Here is a 15,948-nt window from a genome sequence, read left to right on the forward strand (position 1 = left end):
GGTAATCGATGTTGTTCACGCTTCGCCGATGCGCGCTCCGGCGCGGCGGCGAAGCGTCGTCGGCTGCGTCACGCGCGCCACGCCGGCGTGCGCTTCTCCAGAAACGCCGCGATGCCTTCGCGCGCCTCCGCGCCCGCGCGGGTACGCGCGATCCACTCCGCGGTCTGCTCGATCAGCGCCGCGTCGAGCGGGTGGCCGGCGACGTCGCGCACGAGCGTCTTGCACGCGCGCACCGCATCCGGCCCGTTCGAGACGAGCGTGGCGGCGAGCTTCGCGACCGTCTCGTCGAGCGCATCGGCCGCGACCGTCTCGTGGACGAAGCCGAGCGCCGCCGCGCGCGCGCTGTCGAACACCTCAGCCGTCGTGAAATAGCGGCGTGCCGCGCGCTCGCCCATCGCGCGCACCACGTACGGCGCGATCGTCGCGGGAATCAGGCCGAGCCGCGCTTCGGACAGGCAGAACTTGACCGTGTCCGCCGCGATCGCGATGTCGCACGCGGCAACGAGCCCGACGCCGCCCGCATACGCGTCGCCGTGCACGCGCGCGATCACCGGCTTGCCGCAGCGATGGATCGCCTCGAGCATGCGCGCGAGCAGCCGCGCGTCGGCGCGGTTCTCGTCGTCCGAGTAGCCGGCCATCTTCTTCATCCAGTTCAGGTCCGCGCCCGCGCAGAATGCCGGGCCTTCGGCCGCCAGCACGACCGCGCGGAGGTCGGCGCGCGCGTCGAGCGCGACGAACGCGGCCGTCAGCTCCGCGATCATCGTCTCGTTGAACGCGTTGCGCACGTCCGGCCGCGCGAGCGTGACGGTCGCGACGCGGCCGTCGTCGAACACCTTCAGCGTCTCGTATCTCATGCTGCGCCCCCTTACATCCGGAACACGCCGAAGCGCGTGTCGTCGATCGGCGCGTTCATCGACGCGGCAAGCCCGAGGCCCAGCACGTCGCGGGTCTGTGCGGGATCGATCACGCCGTCGTCCCACAGGCGCGCGCTCGCGTAGTACGGGTGCCCCTGCCGCTCGTACTGGTCGCGGATCGGCTGCTTGAACGCTTCTTCCTCTTCGAGCGGCCACGTGCCGCCCTTCGCCTCGATGCCGTCGCGGCGCACCGTCGCGAGCACCGACGCGGCCTGCTCGCCGCCCATCACCGAGATGCGCGCGTTCGGCCACATCCACAGGAAGCGCGGCGCGAACGCACGGCCGCACATCCCGTAGTTGCCCGCACCGAACGAGCCGCCGATGATCACCGTGAACTTCGGCACCTTCGCGTTCGACACCGCGGTCACCATCTTCGCACCGTGGCGCGCGATGCCTTCGTTCTCGTACTTGCGGCCGACCATGAAGCCGGTGATGTTCTGCAGGAACACGAGCGGGATCTTGCGCTGGCAGCACAGCTCGATGAAATGCGCGCCCTTCACCGCCGATTCGGAGAACAGGATGCCGTTGTTCGCGACGATCCCGACCGGATGGCCCCAGATGTGCGCGAAGCCCGTCACGAGCGTCGTGCCGTAGCGCGCCTTGAATTCATCGAACTCCGAATCGTCGACGATCCGCGCGATCACTTCGCGCACGTCGAACGGCTTGCGCGTGTCGGCCGGAATCACGCCGTAGAGGCTCTGCGCGTCGTAGCGCGGCGGCTTCGCTTCGCGCAGCGCGACCGGCGTGGCGATCTTCGGCGCGAGATGGCCGACGACGCCGCGCGCGATCGACAGCGCATGCGCGTCGTTCTGCGCGAGATGGTCGGCAACGCCCGACAGGCGCGTATGCACGTCGCCGCCGCCGAGATCCTCGGCGCTCACTTCCTCGCCGGTCGCCGCCTTCACGAGCGGCGGGCCGCCGAGGAAAATCGTCCCCTGGTTCTTGACGATGATCGATTCGTCGCTCATCGCCGGCACGTACGCGCCGCCCGCCGTGCACGAGCCCATCACGACGGCGATCTGCGCGATCCCCGCCGCCGACATCTGGGCCTGGTTGAAGAAGATGCGGCCGAAGTGATCGCGGTCGGGGAACACGTCGTCCTGGTTCGGCAGGTTCGCGCCGCCCGAATCGACGAGATACACGCACGGCAGACGGTTCTCCGCGGCGATCTCCTGCGCGCGCACGTGCTTCTTGACCGTGATCGGGTAGTAGGTGCCGCCCTTGACCGTCGCGTCGTTGCAGACGATCACGCACTCGCGGCCGGCGATCCGGCCGATGCCGGTGATGACGCCCGCACCCGGCGCGTCGTCGTTGTACATCCCGTTCGCCGCGAGCTGCGACAGCTCGAGGAACGGCGTGCCCGGATCGAGCAGCTGCGCGATCCGGTCGCGCGGCAGCAGCTTGCCGCGCGACAGGTGCTTGTCGCGCGCGGCGGCCCCGCCGCCCTGCGCGAGCTGTTCGATCTTCGCGCGCAGGTCGGCGACGACCGCCTCGAGCGCCGCGGCGTTCGCGCGGAATTCCTCCGAACGCGGGTTCAGCTTGGATTCGATGATCGGCATCGGCTCGCTCCGTTTCCGTTACATCGTTTCCGCGAACAGCTCGCGGCCGATCAGCATCCGGCGGATCTCGCTCGTGCCCGCGCCGATCTCGTAGAGCTTCGCGTCGCGCCACAGACGGCCGACCGGATACTCGTTGATGTAGCCGTTGCCGCCGAGGATCTGGATCGCCTCGCCCGCCATCCACGTCGCCTTCTCCGCGGTATAGAGGATCACGCCCGCGCAATCCTTGCGGACCTGGCGCACGTGGCCGCTGCCCGCTGAATCGAGGTGGCGGCCGACTGCGTACAGGTACGCGCGGCACGCCTGGAACGTCGTGTACATGTCGGCGACCTTGCCCTGGATCAGCTGGAATTCGCCGATCGCCTGGCCGAACTGCTTGCGGTCGTGGATGTACGGCACGACCGCGTCGAGACACGCGGCCATGATGCCGGTCGGGCCGCCCGCGAGCACCGCGCGCTCGTAGTCGAGGCCGCTCATCAGCACCTTCACGCCGCCGTTCAGCTCGCCGAGGATGTTCTCTTCCGGCACTTCGACGTCCTGGAACACCAGTTCGCCGGTGTGCGAACCGCGCATGCCGAGCTTGTCGAGCTTCTGCGCGACCGAGAAGCCCTTCATGCCCTTCTCGACGATGAACGCGGTGATGCCGCGCGCGCCGGCTTCCAGATCGGTCTTCGCGTAGACGACGAGCGTGTCGCAGTCCGGACCGTTGGTGATCCACATCTTGGTGCCGTTCAGCACGTAGCGGTCGCCGCGCTTGTCCGCGCGCAGCTTCATGCTGACGACGTCCGAGCCGGCGTTCGGCTCGCTCATCGCGAGCGCGCCGATGTGCTCGCCGGAGACCAGCTTCGGCAGGTATTTCCGCTTCTGCGCTTCGGTGCCGTTGCGATGGATCTGGTTCACGCACAGGTTCGAGTGCGCGCCATACGACAGGCCCACCGACGCCGACGCGCGCGAGATTTCCTCCATCGCGACCATGTGCGCGGTGTAGCCGAGGCTCGAGCCGCCGTATTCCTCGGCGACCGTCATGCCGAGCACGCCCAGTTCGCCGAACTTGCGCCACAGGTCCATCGGGAACTGATCGGTGCGATCGATCTCCGCCGCGCGCGGCGCGATTTCCTTCGCCGCGAATGTCGCGACAGCGTCGCGCAGCATCTCGATGTCTTCACCGAGCATGAATTGCACGCCGGGCAGGTTGCTCATGTCTCCTCCGTCTCCAGAAAATGCGTTTGCGTTCGCACCGATTTCTGAGTTTTGCTCAGAACCGGTTCGAACGCCGATTCGTTGAGAAATACCGCGGAAATTTTTGTGTAGTGTCGCGCTTCGCCGGCACGCTCGTCAATAGTTTTTTGAGTGACACTCAGATATCATGTCGCCATGACAGACGCCGATTGCGACACCATGACAGCCGCCCCCAAGGCCGACCGCGCCGACCCACCCCGCGCCCCCGCCAGCCGCAAATCCCAGCAGCGCGTGCAGGACATCCTGCGCGCCAGCCGCGACGTGTTTGCAGAAAAGGGGTACGAGCAAGCGACCGCGTCGGAGATCGCGCAGCGGGTGGGCGTGTCGGAGGCGACGGTGTTCAGCTACTTTCGCGGCAAGCGCGAGCTGTGCGCGCGGGTCATCGCGGATTGGTACGACGAGAACATCGCGGCATTCGAGAGCGGCATGCCGCACGACGCGCCGGTTCGCCAGCAGTTCGCGTTCATCGTGCGCACCCACCTGCGGCTGATGCTGGTGAACGGCACCGGCCTGTGCGCGCTGGTGCTGTCGGAGGGGCGCGCCAAGCAGCACGTGCTGAGCGACGAGCTGACGGCGCAGCAACGGCGCTACACGGCGCCGCTGATGGACGTGCTCGCGCGCGGGCAGGCGGCCGGTCAGATCCGCACGGACATGCCGCTGAGCCTGCTCCGGTCGCTGGTGTTCGGGCCGATCGAGCACGTGCTGTGGGATGCGATCCTCGGGCGCCGGAAGCTCGACACGGAAACGACGGCCGAGCAGTTGATCGACATGCTGTGGGCCGCGCTGCAGCCGCCCGCGCCGGAGAGCGCGGCGCTCGTGCGGTTCAGGAACGAGGTGATGGAAGCGATGAGCCGGCTGGAGCACGACCGACCGCAAGCGTAAAGGCGGTTCGGCGGCCGCCGCCGGCGCGTCGCCCCCCTTCGCGGCGCGACGCATGGTAGATTGACGCCTGCACGCCGCACCATCCGGAGGGCGCGCACAGGCTCGAGTCGTTAAAGATCCTCAGCGTTTTGCCGTTAGTCATCGTTGATGGCGCCGGCCAGTACGCGCGCGCCGAACGTGACGGCCGGCCGCGCAGGATCACTCAACAATCCCCTCATATTCCGGACCATGTCCTCAGAAACATCGATGGACAGGCGTTTTGGCGTCGGCGTCGCCATGACCCTGATCCCCATCCTGCTGCTGTCGTGCTGGCTGCTGGCCTATGAGTGGCTCGGATACGTCCGGGCGGACGACGCGACGCGCAGCTTCCGGTCGCTGCGGGCCGCCCTGCTGACGATGGAAAAGGTCTCGGCCGAACGCGGGCCGACCAACGGGGCGCTGGGCGAGGACATCCCGATTCCCGCCGCCCGCCAGAGCGCGCTGCGGCGCTTTCGCGAAGAGAGCGACCGCCGCATCGAACAACTGGCCGACACGCTGCGCGCCGCGCATTGCGCGCATTGCGCCAGGGATGTCGACGGCGCCCGGCGCGTGCGCGCCGACCTGACGGCGGCGCGCGGCAACGTCGACCGCCTGATCGCGCTGCCGCTCTCGCAACGCGGCGATCTCGCGGTGCAGGACGCGGTGACCCGGATGATCGCGGTGATCCCCGGGCTCCAGTCGATCGTTGCCGAGCGCATGTCCGACGTCGTCCACGGCGACCCGGACGCCCTCAACTGCCTGATCCTCGCGCGGCTCGCAGCCGACTTGCGCGAGCACGCCGGGCAGCTCGGCTCGCATTTCACCGCGGCGCTGTCGATGCGCCGCGCGCTGACCGAGGACGAGCGCCTTTCCATCGAACGCACGCGCGGGCGGATCGACCAGCTGCGCGCGATGATCGACTTGCGCGTCGCCGCCCGCCCCGGCCTTGCCACCGCGCCGCTGGGGCAGCTCAAGTCCGCGTATTTCGGCGACGGATTGCACTATGTCGAGACGATGCGGACGCTGGCCAGCCGGCCGGGCGGCGCGGACACCTCCCCCGCGCAGTTTGCCGAGCGCTACGTGCCGACCATGCGCGCCATCACCGATTTCCGCGACGACGTGCTGCACCTGGCCGAGGACGACATCCGCCAGCACCGGCAGACCATGCTGTTCGCGCTGATCGGCACCGCCGTGGCCGAAGCGGTGCTGCTGGCGGCGCTGGTGTGGATGATCCGCTGGTTCCGCATGCATATCGTCCGACCATTCGCCGATGCGACCCGCCTCATCGACGCGATCGCCAGGGACGACTTGAGCCACCCGATCCCGACGCGCTTTCTGCACCGGGAAATCCATGCGATGTTCGACGCGATCCGGGTGCTGCGCGCCAACAGCCTCGAACGCACCCGGCTCGAGCACGAGCGTGCGCTCCTGATTCAGGAGCTCGCGACGATGGCGGAGACGGATTCGCTGACCCACCTGCTGAACCGGCGCGCGTTCGAGCACCGTGCGCGCGCGACGTGTCAGCAGACACGCGCGGATACGCAGCCGATCGCGCTGATCATGTTCGACGTCGATCACTTCAAGCTGATCAACGACACGTGCGGCCACGCAGTCGGCGACGACGCGCTGCGGTGCGTCGGCGAGCTGTGCCGCACGCATGTCCGTCAGTCGGACATCGTCGCGCGCATCGGTGGCGAGGAATTCGCGATCATGGCGCAAGTCGGCACACCCGACGAGGCGCGCGCGCTGGCCGAGCGCTTGCGTGCCGCGATCGCCGGGGCGGTCGTACCCACCGCGGACGGAGCCGGCTGCCGCATGACCGCCAGTTTCGGTGTCGCGCTGGCGTCCGGCGCCGGAGCGGCCGATCTGACTTCGCTGCTCAGGCGCGCCGATGCGTTGCTCTACCGGGCCAAGCTGGCCGGGCGCAATCGCGTGCTGACCGACAGCGATGCCGCTACGCCGGATCATGTCGCGCGCCGCGCGACGGGCGCGTGACGCGGCTCGCGCGCGCCCGCTTCGGCGAATCCCCCGCCTCCCCGGCACCGGCGTATCAAACCAGAAACATTTCTTACGTCTCGCAGACACCCATCTGACATCGCTGCTACACGGACATCAGTCCCATCAAGGGTCTGACAGGAATGGCACGCGAGTCGCTTGCCACCGCGGGCAGGCTGGAAATCACACCGCGACGGCATCCGGTTCACATGACGGCCCGGAACGCGGCCACGCCGCGTCACGTCCACGCAGCGGCATTCCAGCTCGCACAACGGACCATGCTTCATCGCCCTCCCGCGATCCGCAGGGGGCATGCCGGCGCGCTTGAAACGCAGGTCGAGCCGCAGGGCGCGTGGTCACATTTGAAACATATCCGACCGAGCCTGCGAGTAACGAGGAAATCATGAATCCCAGCAGAATCAAGCGGACCTCACGTGCATGGCGCACGGTGTTGCCCGGCATGTGCTTTGCGCTGGCCGCCGCCGCGGCCCTGGATCCGTCCGCGACGTTTGCTGCCGACAGTCGCCACATCGGCCGCCCGGCTCGCCATGCGCCCCAGCCGGGCGCGCGGGTTCCCGCCAGGGCGCCTTCGCTGCCGACCGGCCCCCATCCGGGCGAGGTGCAGAACAAGCAGAAGATCGCACCGCAAAAACTTTGAGCGCCGAGCTCGCTTCCATACCGGGGAAAAGACCTGTCCGTTCGACCACCGATGCGTGAGGTTCCTCATGAGCGCAGTACGAGCATTTTTCCGCGATCGCGGACGGCTGGCGCGCGTCGCCGCCATCGCGACACTCTCCACGACGGCCCATGTCGGCCACGCCGTTCCGGCCGATGCGCAGATCGACCTGAAGGTCCTGATCCTCGCGAGCCAGCAGACGGGCAACGGGCCTGAGCTGCAGGCCACGCAAACGGCGCTCGACCGCATCGGCGTCCCGTATACGGTCTACAGCTACGACACGAACAATCCGACGCTGCCCATGCTCGAAACGGGCGACCACGCGATGTATCAGGGGATCATCATGCCGGTCAGCGACTACCGGTACATGAATCCGTTCAGCGGCGGCACGCTCGCGCAAGCGCTCGCGCGCTATCAATTCAAGTACAACGTGCGGCTCGCGAGCCTCTACACGTGGCCGGGCGACACCGCGTGCCTGCAATCCGTCGGCTATCGCGACACGACCGCGTCGCCGCTGCCGTCGACGTTCACGTCGGCCGGCATGACGCTGTTTCCGTACATGAACGCGGGCACGAGCACGAAAAGCCCGCTGACGATCCAGAACGCATGGACCTATTTCGCTGCGGCGGCCAGTCCGCTGCCGGCCGGCACGACGGTGACGCCGGTGCTGCAGGCGACAGGTACGAACAACGTCACGAGCCCGATCGCCGCGACCTGCCTGTTCAGCAATTCCGCGCCGCTTGCGGGCGACAGCACGTCGCGCGAAATCATGGCGGTCACGTTCGACAACAACCCGTTCCTGGTCCATTCGATGACGCTCTCGTACGGCATCGTCAACTGGCTCACCAGAGGGCTGTTTCTCGGCAACCGGCACGTCTACATCGATCCGCAAGTGGACGACGTCGGCATTCCGGACGAGATCTTCCCGTACGCGCAGTCCGAGTACACCGGCCTCTGGTACGACGTGAGAAGCGGCGCGGTGACGAGCACGAGCCCGCAGGGACTGTGTCCGCTCGGCAATCCGCCGGGATCGATCGCGTCATACACGGGCACCACGTCGTGCGAATACCGGATCACCGGCAGCGACCTCGGCAACGTGCTCAAGTGGCAGTCGAACGTCAACAGCAAGACGGCCAACGCGGCCGCGCTGAAGCTGAGCTTCGCGTTCAACGGCAGCGGTTACAGCACCGCGTACGGCGGCCAGGGCGACTACCCGACGACCGGCACCGACACGCTGACGACCCAGGTTCGATCGAGCCAGGCCAGCTTCAAGTGGATCAGCCACACGTATGACCATCTGCTTCTGGACCCGCCGTTCACCACGACGGCGAGCCAGGTCTCCGACGAGATGACGAGCAACAACACCGTCGCACGGAAATTCGGCTTCACGGCCTACTCGACGCAAGCGCTCGTGACACCGGAAATCTCCGGGCTCTACAACGCAACGACGCTTGGCGCGCTGGTGTCGTTCGGCTCGCGGGTGCTGGTGTCCGATTCGTCGAAGCCGACGCCGCCGGTCGGCACGGCGAACTGCCCGACGAACAACAACGGCACGCCGTGGCCGCTGCCGGCGTTCAACACCGGCAAGTACAACTGCGTCAACCAGAGCATCTTCGAGATTCCGCGCTACGCGACCGCGCTGTTCTACAACGTGTCGCAGCCGTCGGAATGGGTCGCCGAGTACAACTACTTCTATGGCGCGAACGGCATCGACCCGACGCGGTGGGGATACGACCTGACCTACGCGCAGGTGCTCGACAAGGTATCGGACACGCTGGTCTCGTACCTGCTCACCTACGACCATCGTCCGCTGATGTTCCATCAGTCGAACCTGAGAAGCTACAGCAGCTCGAACTCCCTGCTGGGCGACCTGCTCAATGCGGTGCTGACCAAATACAACCAGTTCTACAAAGGACTGCCGATCCTCAGCCCGTATCTGACCGATCTCGGAACGCTGGCATTGCAACGGAGCATCTACAGCACGTCGGGCGTGGCGGCCACGCTGACGCCCGGCAAGTCGATCGTGCTCGGCGCCGCCCGCAGCGACGGGCTGTCCGTCGTCGTGCCGGTGACGGGGATCAAATCCGGCTCGACGACGGAAACCTACGGCGGGCAGTCGATCTCGTACATCACGTTGCTTCCCGCGACCGCGTATACGACGCAGATCACGCCGGCACCCGCGTGGCAGTAGCGCGGCTGCGCGATCGTCGCGCCACGCCGATGGCGACCGCGCGGCCGGACCGGCCGCGCGGTCGACCGGATATGTCCGATCCGGATAAGCATTCGACAAATCATTGGTTGTAACGGCCGGGCAATCCGCTACGGTTGAGGATCGCGCGCAGTCCGCACCGCTCATTCGATCCCGTTACACCCATGCAGTCCAACACCGATACCTTCGCCGACTGGCTGCTCAACGGTCTCGAACTGAAGAGCACGCTGTTCCACGTCGGCCAATATTGCGGCGCCTGGCAAGCCTCGACGGCCGGACACCGGCGCGCCAGCTTCCACGTGGTGCTGCATGGCCATTGCTGGCTTCACCTGCCCGCACGCCCGGACCATCCCGCGCAAAGCATCCGGCTGTCGGCCGGCGATGCGGTCTTTCTGCTGTCCGATCTGTCGCATTGCCTGTCGCCCGATCCGCAACCGCCGGCCCCGGCGCGCGCCGATGCGCGCGCGGGGACGATGCTGCCGCTCGATCCGGCCGGGTGCGAGCCGGCCGGCAGCGTCGGCCTCGCGTGCGGCTTCTTCGAATTCCAGTCCAGTCTCGACGGGCTGCTGCTCGGGCTGCTGCCCGAGCACGTCGTCGCGCGTCGCGACCAGCCGTCGCTGGACGGCGCGCGCGCCGTGTTCGATCTCGTGCTGGCGGAGGCGCGGCGCAACGCCCACGCGCCGTCGCCGCTGATTGCGCGGCTCACCGCGCTGCTGTTCGTCTATGTGCTGCGCGCGCTCGATACGGATGCCGAACGCGCGCCGTGCTTCTGGGCGCTGCTGCGCCGCCCGGAGTTCGCGCCGCTCGCCGCCGCCATCGTCGAAACGCCGGGCGAGCGCTGGACCACCGAACGGATGGCCGCGTTCGTCCACATGTCGCGTGCGCGGTTCTGCAAGCGCTTCGCTGAAATTTCCGGGCAGTCGCCCGCGCAATTCGTGACGCTGGTGCGGATGAAGCTCGCGGCGTCGATCATGCGCGCGGGCGCCAGCACGCCCGACGCGGCCGGGCGCGTCGGCTACCAGTCCGAATCGGCGTTCGCGCAGGCCTTCAAGCGCGTGACCGGCGTGCAGCCCGGCGCATGGCGCCGCGCGGCGGAATGCGCGGACGCACTGCATTGATCCGTCGCCGGGCATCGCTCCCGCGCGAGACAAATCCGCAGAAATCGCAGACAGGCGCGCATTGCCCGGCCCGGATGCGGTCGCCGACAATCGGTACTCATCTTCCACGCACACGCCCGAAAACGTCATGAGCCGTCTACCTTTGCACTCCGTCGAAAGCGCCCCCGCCGCGAGCCGCCCGTTGCTCGAGCGCTCGCTGGCCGCCAACGGCTTCCTGCCGAATCTCGTCGCGTCGCTCGCGAACGCGCCGACCGCGCTCGAAGCGTATCTGACCGTCGGCGAGATCAACGGCCGCGGCGGTCTCACGCTCGCGGAGCGCGAGGTCGTGCAGATCACGGCGGCGGCCATCCACGGCTGCGGCTTTTGCGTCGCCGGGCATACCGCGGTCGCGCTCAAGAAGGCGCAACTGCCGGCGCCGGTCGTCGACGCGTTGCGCGACGGCCGCGCGACGGGCGACGCTCGCCTCGACGCAGTGGCCGCCTTCACGCGTGCGGTGATCGCAACGCGCGGCGCAGTCGCCGACGCCGCACTCGACGCCTGGCATGCAGCGGGCTTCAGCGATGCGAACGCGCTCGACGTGGTGCTCGGCGTGAGTCTCGCGACGCTGTGCAATTTCGCGAACAACCTCGCGCAGAACGAACTGAATCCGCAACTGGCCGCCTATCGCTGGGACGCCGGCGCGCACGCCGCATGACGCCCGCCACGCCCCTCGCACCCGGCGCAACCGTGCGCCCCCGTCCCGCCGGGCTCGCGCCCGATCTCGTCTTGTGGCTGGATGCCCATGCCGACGCGCTCGACACGACGCCGGCGCTCGCCTCCGCGATCCTGCCCCGGCTCGCGCAAGCGGGCCTGCCGCGTATCGGCGTGCCCGGCGCGCTGGGCGGCGCAGGCGGCACGACGGTCGATGCGATCGAGACGATCGCCGCCGTCGCGCGCCATTCGCTCACGGCCGCGTTCGTGCTGTGGGGCCACCGCGCGTTCATCGAATACCTGCTGCAAAGCACGAACGACGCGTTGCGCGCACGCTGGCTGCCCGCATTGCTGAGCGGCGCGTGCGCCGGCGCGACCGGCCTGTCGAACGCGATGAAGTACCTGTCGAACATCGAATCGCTGCAGATGCGCGCCGAGCCTCTCGACGCGGCTCGCACCCGCTTCGCGCTGAGCGGCGCGTTGCCGTGGATCACCAATCTGCGCCGCGAAGGATTCGTCGTCGCGGCGGCATTCGATCAGGGCGACGCCGCGCCGCCGGCGATCTTCGCGATTCCGCACGACGCCGCGGGCGTGACGCGCGGCGACGACCTCGACCTGATCGCGCTGCGCGCGAGCAGCACGGCGGCGCTGAACCTCGACGGCACGGTGCTCGACGCCGGCTGGCAGATCGCGCCCGATGCGCGCGCGTTCCTTGCACACGCACGCCCCGCGTTTCTCGGCCTGCAATGCGGGATGTCGATCGGCCTCGCGCGCCGCGCGCTGGATTCGGTCGACACCGGCAGCGCGTCGATACGCGACGCGCTCGCCGGCGACGCGAACGCGCTGCGGCGCGCGCTCGACACGCTGACAGGGCAGCTCTATGAAGGCGTCGCAAGCGGCGCGTTCGTCGCGTCGCCCGCGGCACAGTTCGATATCCGGATCGGGCTGGCGCGCATCGTCGCGGCCGCGTCGCAGCTCGACGTGCAGGCTGCGGGCGGCCTTGGCTACCTGCGCGGCGCGGGCCGCGACGACGTGGCCCGGCGCGCGCGCGAGGCAGCCTTCGTGCCGATCGTCGTGCAGCTCAACCATCAGCTCGCGCAATACCGGCGCGGCAAATCAGCATGAGTGCCGACGCCCGCCCCGATGCGGCCGCGCCGCGCGTGCTGCTGCGCGGCGTCGGCCTGCGCTGGCCGCAACGCACGGTGCTCGACGGCGTGAACCTCGCGGTGCGGCCGGGCGAGATCGTGTCGCTGCTCGGCGCGAGCGGCGCGGGCAAATCGACGCTCCTGCGCATCGTCGCCGGGCTGCAGCGGCCGTCCGCCGGCGCTATTCACGTCGACGGCACGCCGCTCGCCGGGCCCCGGCCCGATGTCGCGCTCGCGTTCCAGGACCCGTGCCTGCTGCCGTGGCTGTCGGTCGAACGCAATGCGGCGTTCGGCCTCGGGTTCGCGCGCCAGCCGAAACTGCCGCGGCACGAACGCCAGGCGCGCGTCGCGTCGGCGCTGGCCGCCGTCGGCCTCGCGCATGCGGGCCATCTGTTTCCGCGCCAGCTGTCGGGTGGCATGGCGCAGCGCGCGGCGCTGTCGCGCTGCCTCGCCCGCCAGCCCCGCACGCTGCTGCTCGACGAGCCGTTCGGCGCGCTCGACGAAGTGACCCGCGCCGACATGCAGCGCCTGCTCGTCCGGATCGTGCGCGACACGCAGGCCGCGACCCTGCTCGTCACGCACGACATCGACGAGGCGCTGCTCGTCTCCGACCGGGTCGTCGTGCTCGGCCACGGCGGCCGGCTCGCGGCCGAGCTGACCGTCGACGTGCCGGCGCCACGGGACACGCAGCTCGAACGCCTCGGCGCGCTGCGCGTGCGCGTCGCGACGGCGCTCCACGATTCGATGGCGCGCACGCCGCCTTCCGCCTGAAGTTCAACCCACCAGGATGCCCGCCCCATGTGCCAGCTCCCCATGACCCGACGCGAGTGGCTGAAACTCGCGTCGATTTTCACTGCCGCGGGCGCGGCGCCGCTGCTCGGCGCGCTGAATGCCCGCGCCGCGAACGAGCCCGACGCGCCGGTGCGGATCGGCTATCTGCCGATCACCGACGCGGCGCCGCTGCTCGTCGCCCATCACAACGGCTACTTCCAGGAGGCCGGCCTCGCGGTCGAGAAACCGGCGCTGCTTCGCAGCTGGGCGCAACTCGTCGAGGCGTTCCTGTCCGGGCAGGTCAACGTCGTCCACCTGCTCGCGCCGATGACGATCTGGGCACGCTACGGCAGCCGCGCGCCGGCCAGGGTGGTCGCCTGGAATCACGTGAACGGCTCCGCGCTGACCGTCGCGCCGGAGATCGCGAAGCTCGCCGATCTCGGCGGCAAGACCGTCGCCGTGCCGTTCTGGTATTCGATTCACAACGTCGTCGTGCAGGACATGCTGCGCGCGCAGGGTCTCACGCCCGTGCTGAAGAAGGAGGGCGCGCTCGGCGCGAACGAGGTGCGCCTCATCGTGATGCCGCCCGCCGACATGCCGCCCGCGCTGGCCGCGAAGCAGATCGCGGGCTATATCGTCGCGGAGCCGTTCAACGCGGCGGCCGAAGCGCTGAAGGTCGGCAGGATCTTCCGCTTCACCGGCGATGTGTGGCGCAATCACGCCTGCTGCGTCGTGTTCATGCACGAGCGTGACCTGACCCAGCGCCCGGCATGGTCGCAAAAGGTGGTCGATGCGATCGTCAAGGCCCAGCTGTGGACACGCACGCATCCGCAGGACGCCGCGCAATTGCTGTCGAAAACCGGCGAGCAGCATTACACGCCGCATGCGGGCGCGCTGCTGTCGAGCGTGCTCGCGCCGTCGCCGGCCGACGATGCGCGTTACCTCGGCGACCGCGCGGTCCTGCATCCGCAGTGGCATGCGAAGCGGATCGACTTCCAGCCGTATCCGTACCCGTCCTACACCGAGGCGCTCGTGACCCGCCTGAAGGCCACGCAGGTGGACGGCAGTGCGCCGTTCCTGGCCGCGCTCGACCCGGCGTTCGTCGCGCGCGACCTCGTCGACGACCGCTTCGTGAAGGCCAGCATCGCCGCGGTCGGCGGCATGAAGGCCTTCGGCCTGCCCGACACGTATGTGCGCACGGAGACCATCGTTGTCTGACCTGTCCGCCCGCTCATCCGTCCCGCCCGCCACCGGCGACGGCCGCACCCGGCGGGGTCGCGCCGCCGGCCTGGCGCTCGGTGCGGCGGGGCTTGCCGCCGCCGTCGCGCTCTGGTGGCTCGGCATCGCCGCACTCGCGCCGCACAACGCGCTCGCCGCGCAGTTCGCGCCGGCGCGCGCACTCGCGACGCTGCCCGTGCTCGTCACCGAGGACCGGCTGCTCGTGCACGTCGGCGCCAGCCTGCGGCGCATCGGCGTCGGGCTCGCATGTGCGATGGCAATCGGCATTCCATTCGGATTCCTGATCGGAAGCGTAAAGGCGATCGACACCTTGCTGTCTCCCGCGCTGCAATTCCTGCGCATGATCTCGCCGATGTCGTGGATGCCGGTCGCCGTGATGTCGCTCGGCGTCGGCGACCCGCCCGTCTATTTCCTGCTCGCGTTCGCGGCCGTCTGGCCGGTCGTGATGAGCACGGCGAGCGGTGTCCAGCAGATCGACCGGCGCTGGCTGCAGCTCGGCGCGAGCCTGTCCGCCACGCGCATGGAAATGCTCTGGCACGTGTACCTGCCCGGCATTGCCGCGCACGTGCTGACCGGAATCCGGCTCGCGATCGGCGTGTCGTGGATCGTGCTGGTGCCCGCCGAGATGCTGGGCGTCAGCTCGGGGCTCGGCTACCTGATCCTCGACACGCGCGACCGGCTCGCCTATTCGGAGCTGATGGCCGTGATCGTCGTGATCGGCCTGCTCGGCTTCCTGCTCGATCATGCGGCGCGCAGCGTCTATCGGCTCGTCGGCGCACAACGCGATGCGGCTTAGCGCCTGTTCACGCTCATAACGGGCGGGCGATGCGAGCCGGGTTCGCTCGCAGGCCTTCGAACGCGCAACGCATTCCGTTCCTGCAAACGGATCATATAGATAACAGAATCCGTTCGTTGACCGCCGTCACCCCACCCCATTAGATTGAAGGCCATGCGCTTGCGATGGCACGACTGCCGGATGAGCTGATTTTTTGTCGTCAAATGAAAACAGAACCAATGAAACCAACGATCAAACATACGGGGAAGGGCATTGCGGTGCTGCTGGCGGGCGCACTGCACGCAGGGACCGGTCATGCGCAGAGCAGCGTCACGCTGTACGGGCTGATCGATGCGTCGATCACTTACGCGAACAACCAGACCAGCACCGGCAAGGCACCCGGCTCGAGCGGCTGGGCAATGAACTCCGGCAACCTGAGCAGCTCGCGCTGGGGCATTCGCGGCAACGAGGATCTCGGCGGCGGGCTGGCGGCCGTCTTCACCCTCGAAAACGGCTTCTCGGTGAACAACGGCACCTTCAACAACGGTGGCGACCTGTTCGGCCGGCAGGCGTACGTCGGCCTCTCGTCGTCGCAGTACGGCGCGGTCACGTTCGGCCGCCAGTACGACTTCATCATCAACTTCGTGACGCCGCTCGGCGCATCGGGGCCCGGCTGGGGCGGCAACCTCGCGATGCACCCGTTCGACAACGACGACTC

The 15,948-nt window shown here is 68.6% G+C and carries 15 protein-coding genes; 11 read left to right on the top strand and 4 right to left on the bottom strand.

The genetic code is table 11. The features are described 5' to 3' along the window. Positions 1-68 precede the first annotated feature (68 nt). Genes LIG30_RS23020 through LIG30_RS23030 form a run of 3 tightly spaced genes read right to left on the bottom strand, consistent with a single transcriptional unit; the run spans position 69 to position 3,673 of the window. Positions 69-854 carry an enoyl-CoA hydratase/isomerase family protein gene (locus LIG30_RS23020; RefSeq protein ID WP_038715816.1) on the bottom strand — a complete coding sequence of 262 codons (786 nt, stop codon included), beginning with the start codon at positions 852-854 and terminating at the stop codon, positions 69-71. Between the two features lie 11 nt (positions 855-865). Next, positions 866-2,473 carry a carboxyl transferase domain-containing protein gene (locus tag LIG30_RS23025; RefSeq protein ID WP_038715817.1) on the bottom strand — a complete coding sequence of 536 codons (1,608 nt, stop codon included), beginning with the start codon at positions 2,471-2,473 and terminating at the stop codon, positions 866-868. Positions 2,474-2,491: 18 nt separating this feature from the next. Next, the gene (locus LIG30_RS23030; RefSeq protein ID WP_038715819.1) at positions 2,492-3,673 is read right to left on the bottom strand and encodes an isovaleryl-CoA dehydrogenase; all 1,182 of its coding nucleotides are present in this window, start codon (positions 3,671-3,673) and stop codon (positions 2,492-2,494) included. A gap of 174 nt (positions 3,674-3,847) precedes the next feature. Between LIG30_RS23030 and LIG30_RS23035 the strand changes: the two genes are divergently transcribed. After that, positions 3,848-4,594: a TetR/AcrR family transcriptional regulator gene (locus LIG30_RS23035; RefSeq protein WP_083494149.1), complete on the top strand. Its 747-nt coding sequence runs from the start codon at positions 3,848-3,850 to the stop codon at positions 4,592-4,594. 134 nt (positions 4,595-4,728) lie between these two features. Here LIG30_RS23035 and LIG30_RS26935 read toward each other — a convergent pair whose 3' ends face one another. Beyond that, positions 4,729-4,872 (bottom strand): hypothetical protein, encoded by a 144-nt coding sequence (locus tag LIG30_RS26935; RefSeq protein WP_162491952.1) that lies wholly within the window; start codon positions 4,870-4,872, stop codon positions 4,729-4,731. Between LIG30_RS26935 and LIG30_RS23040 the strand changes: the two genes are divergently transcribed. The 10 genes from LIG30_RS23040 to LIG30_RS23080 all read left to right on the top strand — a co-directional run. Further along, positions 4,871-6,607: a GGDEF domain-containing protein gene (locus tag LIG30_RS23040; protein WP_235510372.1), complete on the top strand. Its 1,737-nt coding sequence runs from the start codon at positions 4,871-4,873 to the stop codon at positions 6,605-6,607. The two genes, LIG30_RS26935 and LIG30_RS23040, sit on opposite strands and share 2 nt — an antisense overlap. 403 nt (positions 6,608-7,010) lie before the next feature. After that, positions 7,011-7,265, top strand: a complete 255-nt coding sequence (locus LIG30_RS26695; protein WP_152986207.1) for a hypothetical protein — start codon at positions 7,011-7,013, stop codon at positions 7,263-7,265. Positions 7,266-7,332: 67 nt separating this feature from the next. Further along, complete coding sequence (locus tag LIG30_RS23045) at positions 7,333-9,474, top strand: Agd3-related carbohydrate deacetylase (protein WP_235510373.1); 2,142 nt, start codon at positions 7,333-7,335, stop codon at positions 9,472-9,474. A 182-nt stretch (positions 9,475-9,656) separates the two neighbouring features. Continuing rightward, complete coding sequence (locus LIG30_RS23050) at positions 9,657-10,610, top strand: AraC family transcriptional regulator (RefSeq protein WP_038715823.1); 954 nt, start codon at positions 9,657-9,659, stop codon at positions 10,608-10,610. A 127-nt stretch (positions 10,611-10,737) separates the two neighbouring features. Then, complete coding sequence (locus LIG30_RS23055) at positions 10,738-11,304, top strand: carboxymuconolactone decarboxylase family protein (RefSeq protein WP_038715825.1); 567 nt, start codon at positions 10,738-10,740, stop codon at positions 11,302-11,304. Beyond that, a complete protein-coding gene (locus LIG30_RS23060; protein WP_083494150.1) occupies positions 11,301-12,425 on the top strand; it encodes an acyl-CoA dehydrogenase family protein in 1,125 nt (374 codons plus the stop codon). The genes LIG30_RS23055 and LIG30_RS23060 overlap by 4 nt, the downstream gene beginning before the upstream one ends. Then, positions 12,422-13,216, top strand: coding sequence for an ABC transporter ATP-binding protein (locus tag LIG30_RS23065; RefSeq protein ID WP_051995151.1), 795 nt, complete (start codon positions 12,422-12,424; stop codon positions 13,214-13,216). Before LIG30_RS23060 ends, LIG30_RS23065 begins: the two co-directional genes overlap by 4 nt. A 27-nt stretch (positions 13,217-13,243) precedes the next feature. Then, positions 13,244-14,434 (top strand): ABC transporter substrate-binding protein, encoded by a 1,191-nt coding sequence (locus LIG30_RS23070; protein WP_038715826.1) that lies wholly within the window; start codon positions 13,244-13,246, stop codon positions 14,432-14,434. Continuing rightward, a complete protein-coding gene (locus LIG30_RS23075) occupies positions 14,427-15,251 on the top strand; it encodes an ABC transporter permease (protein ID WP_038715827.1) in 825 nt (274 codons plus the stop codon). The genes LIG30_RS23070 and LIG30_RS23075 overlap by 8 nt, the downstream gene beginning before the upstream one ends. 218 nt (positions 15,252-15,469) lie before the next feature. Further along, positions 15,470-15,948, top strand: a 479-nt coding sequence (locus LIG30_RS23080) for a porin (RefSeq protein WP_235510374.1), incomplete at its 3' end; no start/stop codon positions are given.

The organism is Burkholderia sp. lig30 (assembly GCF_000687455.2).
Lineage (GTDB): Bacteria > Pseudomonadota > Gammaproteobacteria > Burkholderiales > Burkholderiaceae > Burkholderia.

Coding starts and splice junctions, on each gene's coding strand:
- LIG30_RS23020 (WP_038715816.1), bottom strand. CDS start 854: ATGAGATACGAGACGCTGAAGGTGTTCGACGACGGCCGCGTCGCGACC.
- LIG30_RS23025 (WP_038715817.1), bottom strand. CDS start 2,473: ATGCCGATCATCGAATCCAAGCTGAACCCGCGTTCGGAGGAATTCCGC.
- LIG30_RS23030 (WP_038715819.1), bottom strand. CDS start 3,673: ATGAGCAACCTGCCCGGCGTGCAATTCATGCTCGGTGAAGACATCGAG.
- LIG30_RS23035 (WP_083494149.1), top strand. CDS start 3,848: ATGACAGACGCCGATTGCGACACCATGACAGCCGCCCCCAAGGCCGAC.
- LIG30_RS23040 (WP_235510372.1), top strand. CDS start 4,871: ATGACCCTGATCCCCATCCTGCTGCTGTCGTGCTGGCTGCTGGCCTAT.
- LIG30_RS26935 (WP_162491952.1), bottom strand. CDS start 4,872: ATGGCGACGCCGACGCCAAAACGCCTGTCCATCGATGTTTCTGAGGAC.
- LIG30_RS26695 (WP_152986207.1), top strand. CDS start 7,011: ATGAATCCCAGCAGAATCAAGCGGACCTCACGTGCATGGCGCACGGTG.
- LIG30_RS23045 (WP_235510373.1), top strand. CDS start 7,333: ATGAGCGCAGTACGAGCATTTTTCCGCGATCGCGGACGGCTGGCGCGC.
- LIG30_RS23050 (WP_038715823.1), top strand. CDS start 9,657: ATGCAGTCCAACACCGATACCTTCGCCGACTGGCTGCTCAACGGTCTC.
- LIG30_RS23055 (WP_038715825.1), top strand. CDS start 10,738: ATGAGCCGTCTACCTTTGCACTCCGTCGAAAGCGCCCCCGCCGCGAGC.
- LIG30_RS23060 (WP_083494150.1), top strand. CDS start 11,301: ATGACGCCCGCCACGCCCCTCGCACCCGGCGCAACCGTGCGCCCCCGT.
- LIG30_RS23065 (WP_051995151.1), top strand. CDS start 12,422: ATGAGTGCCGACGCCCGCCCCGATGCGGCCGCGCCGCGCGTGCTGCTG.
- LIG30_RS23070 (WP_038715826.1), top strand. CDS start 13,244: ATGTGCCAGCTCCCCATGACCCGACGCGAGTGGCTGAAACTCGCGTCG.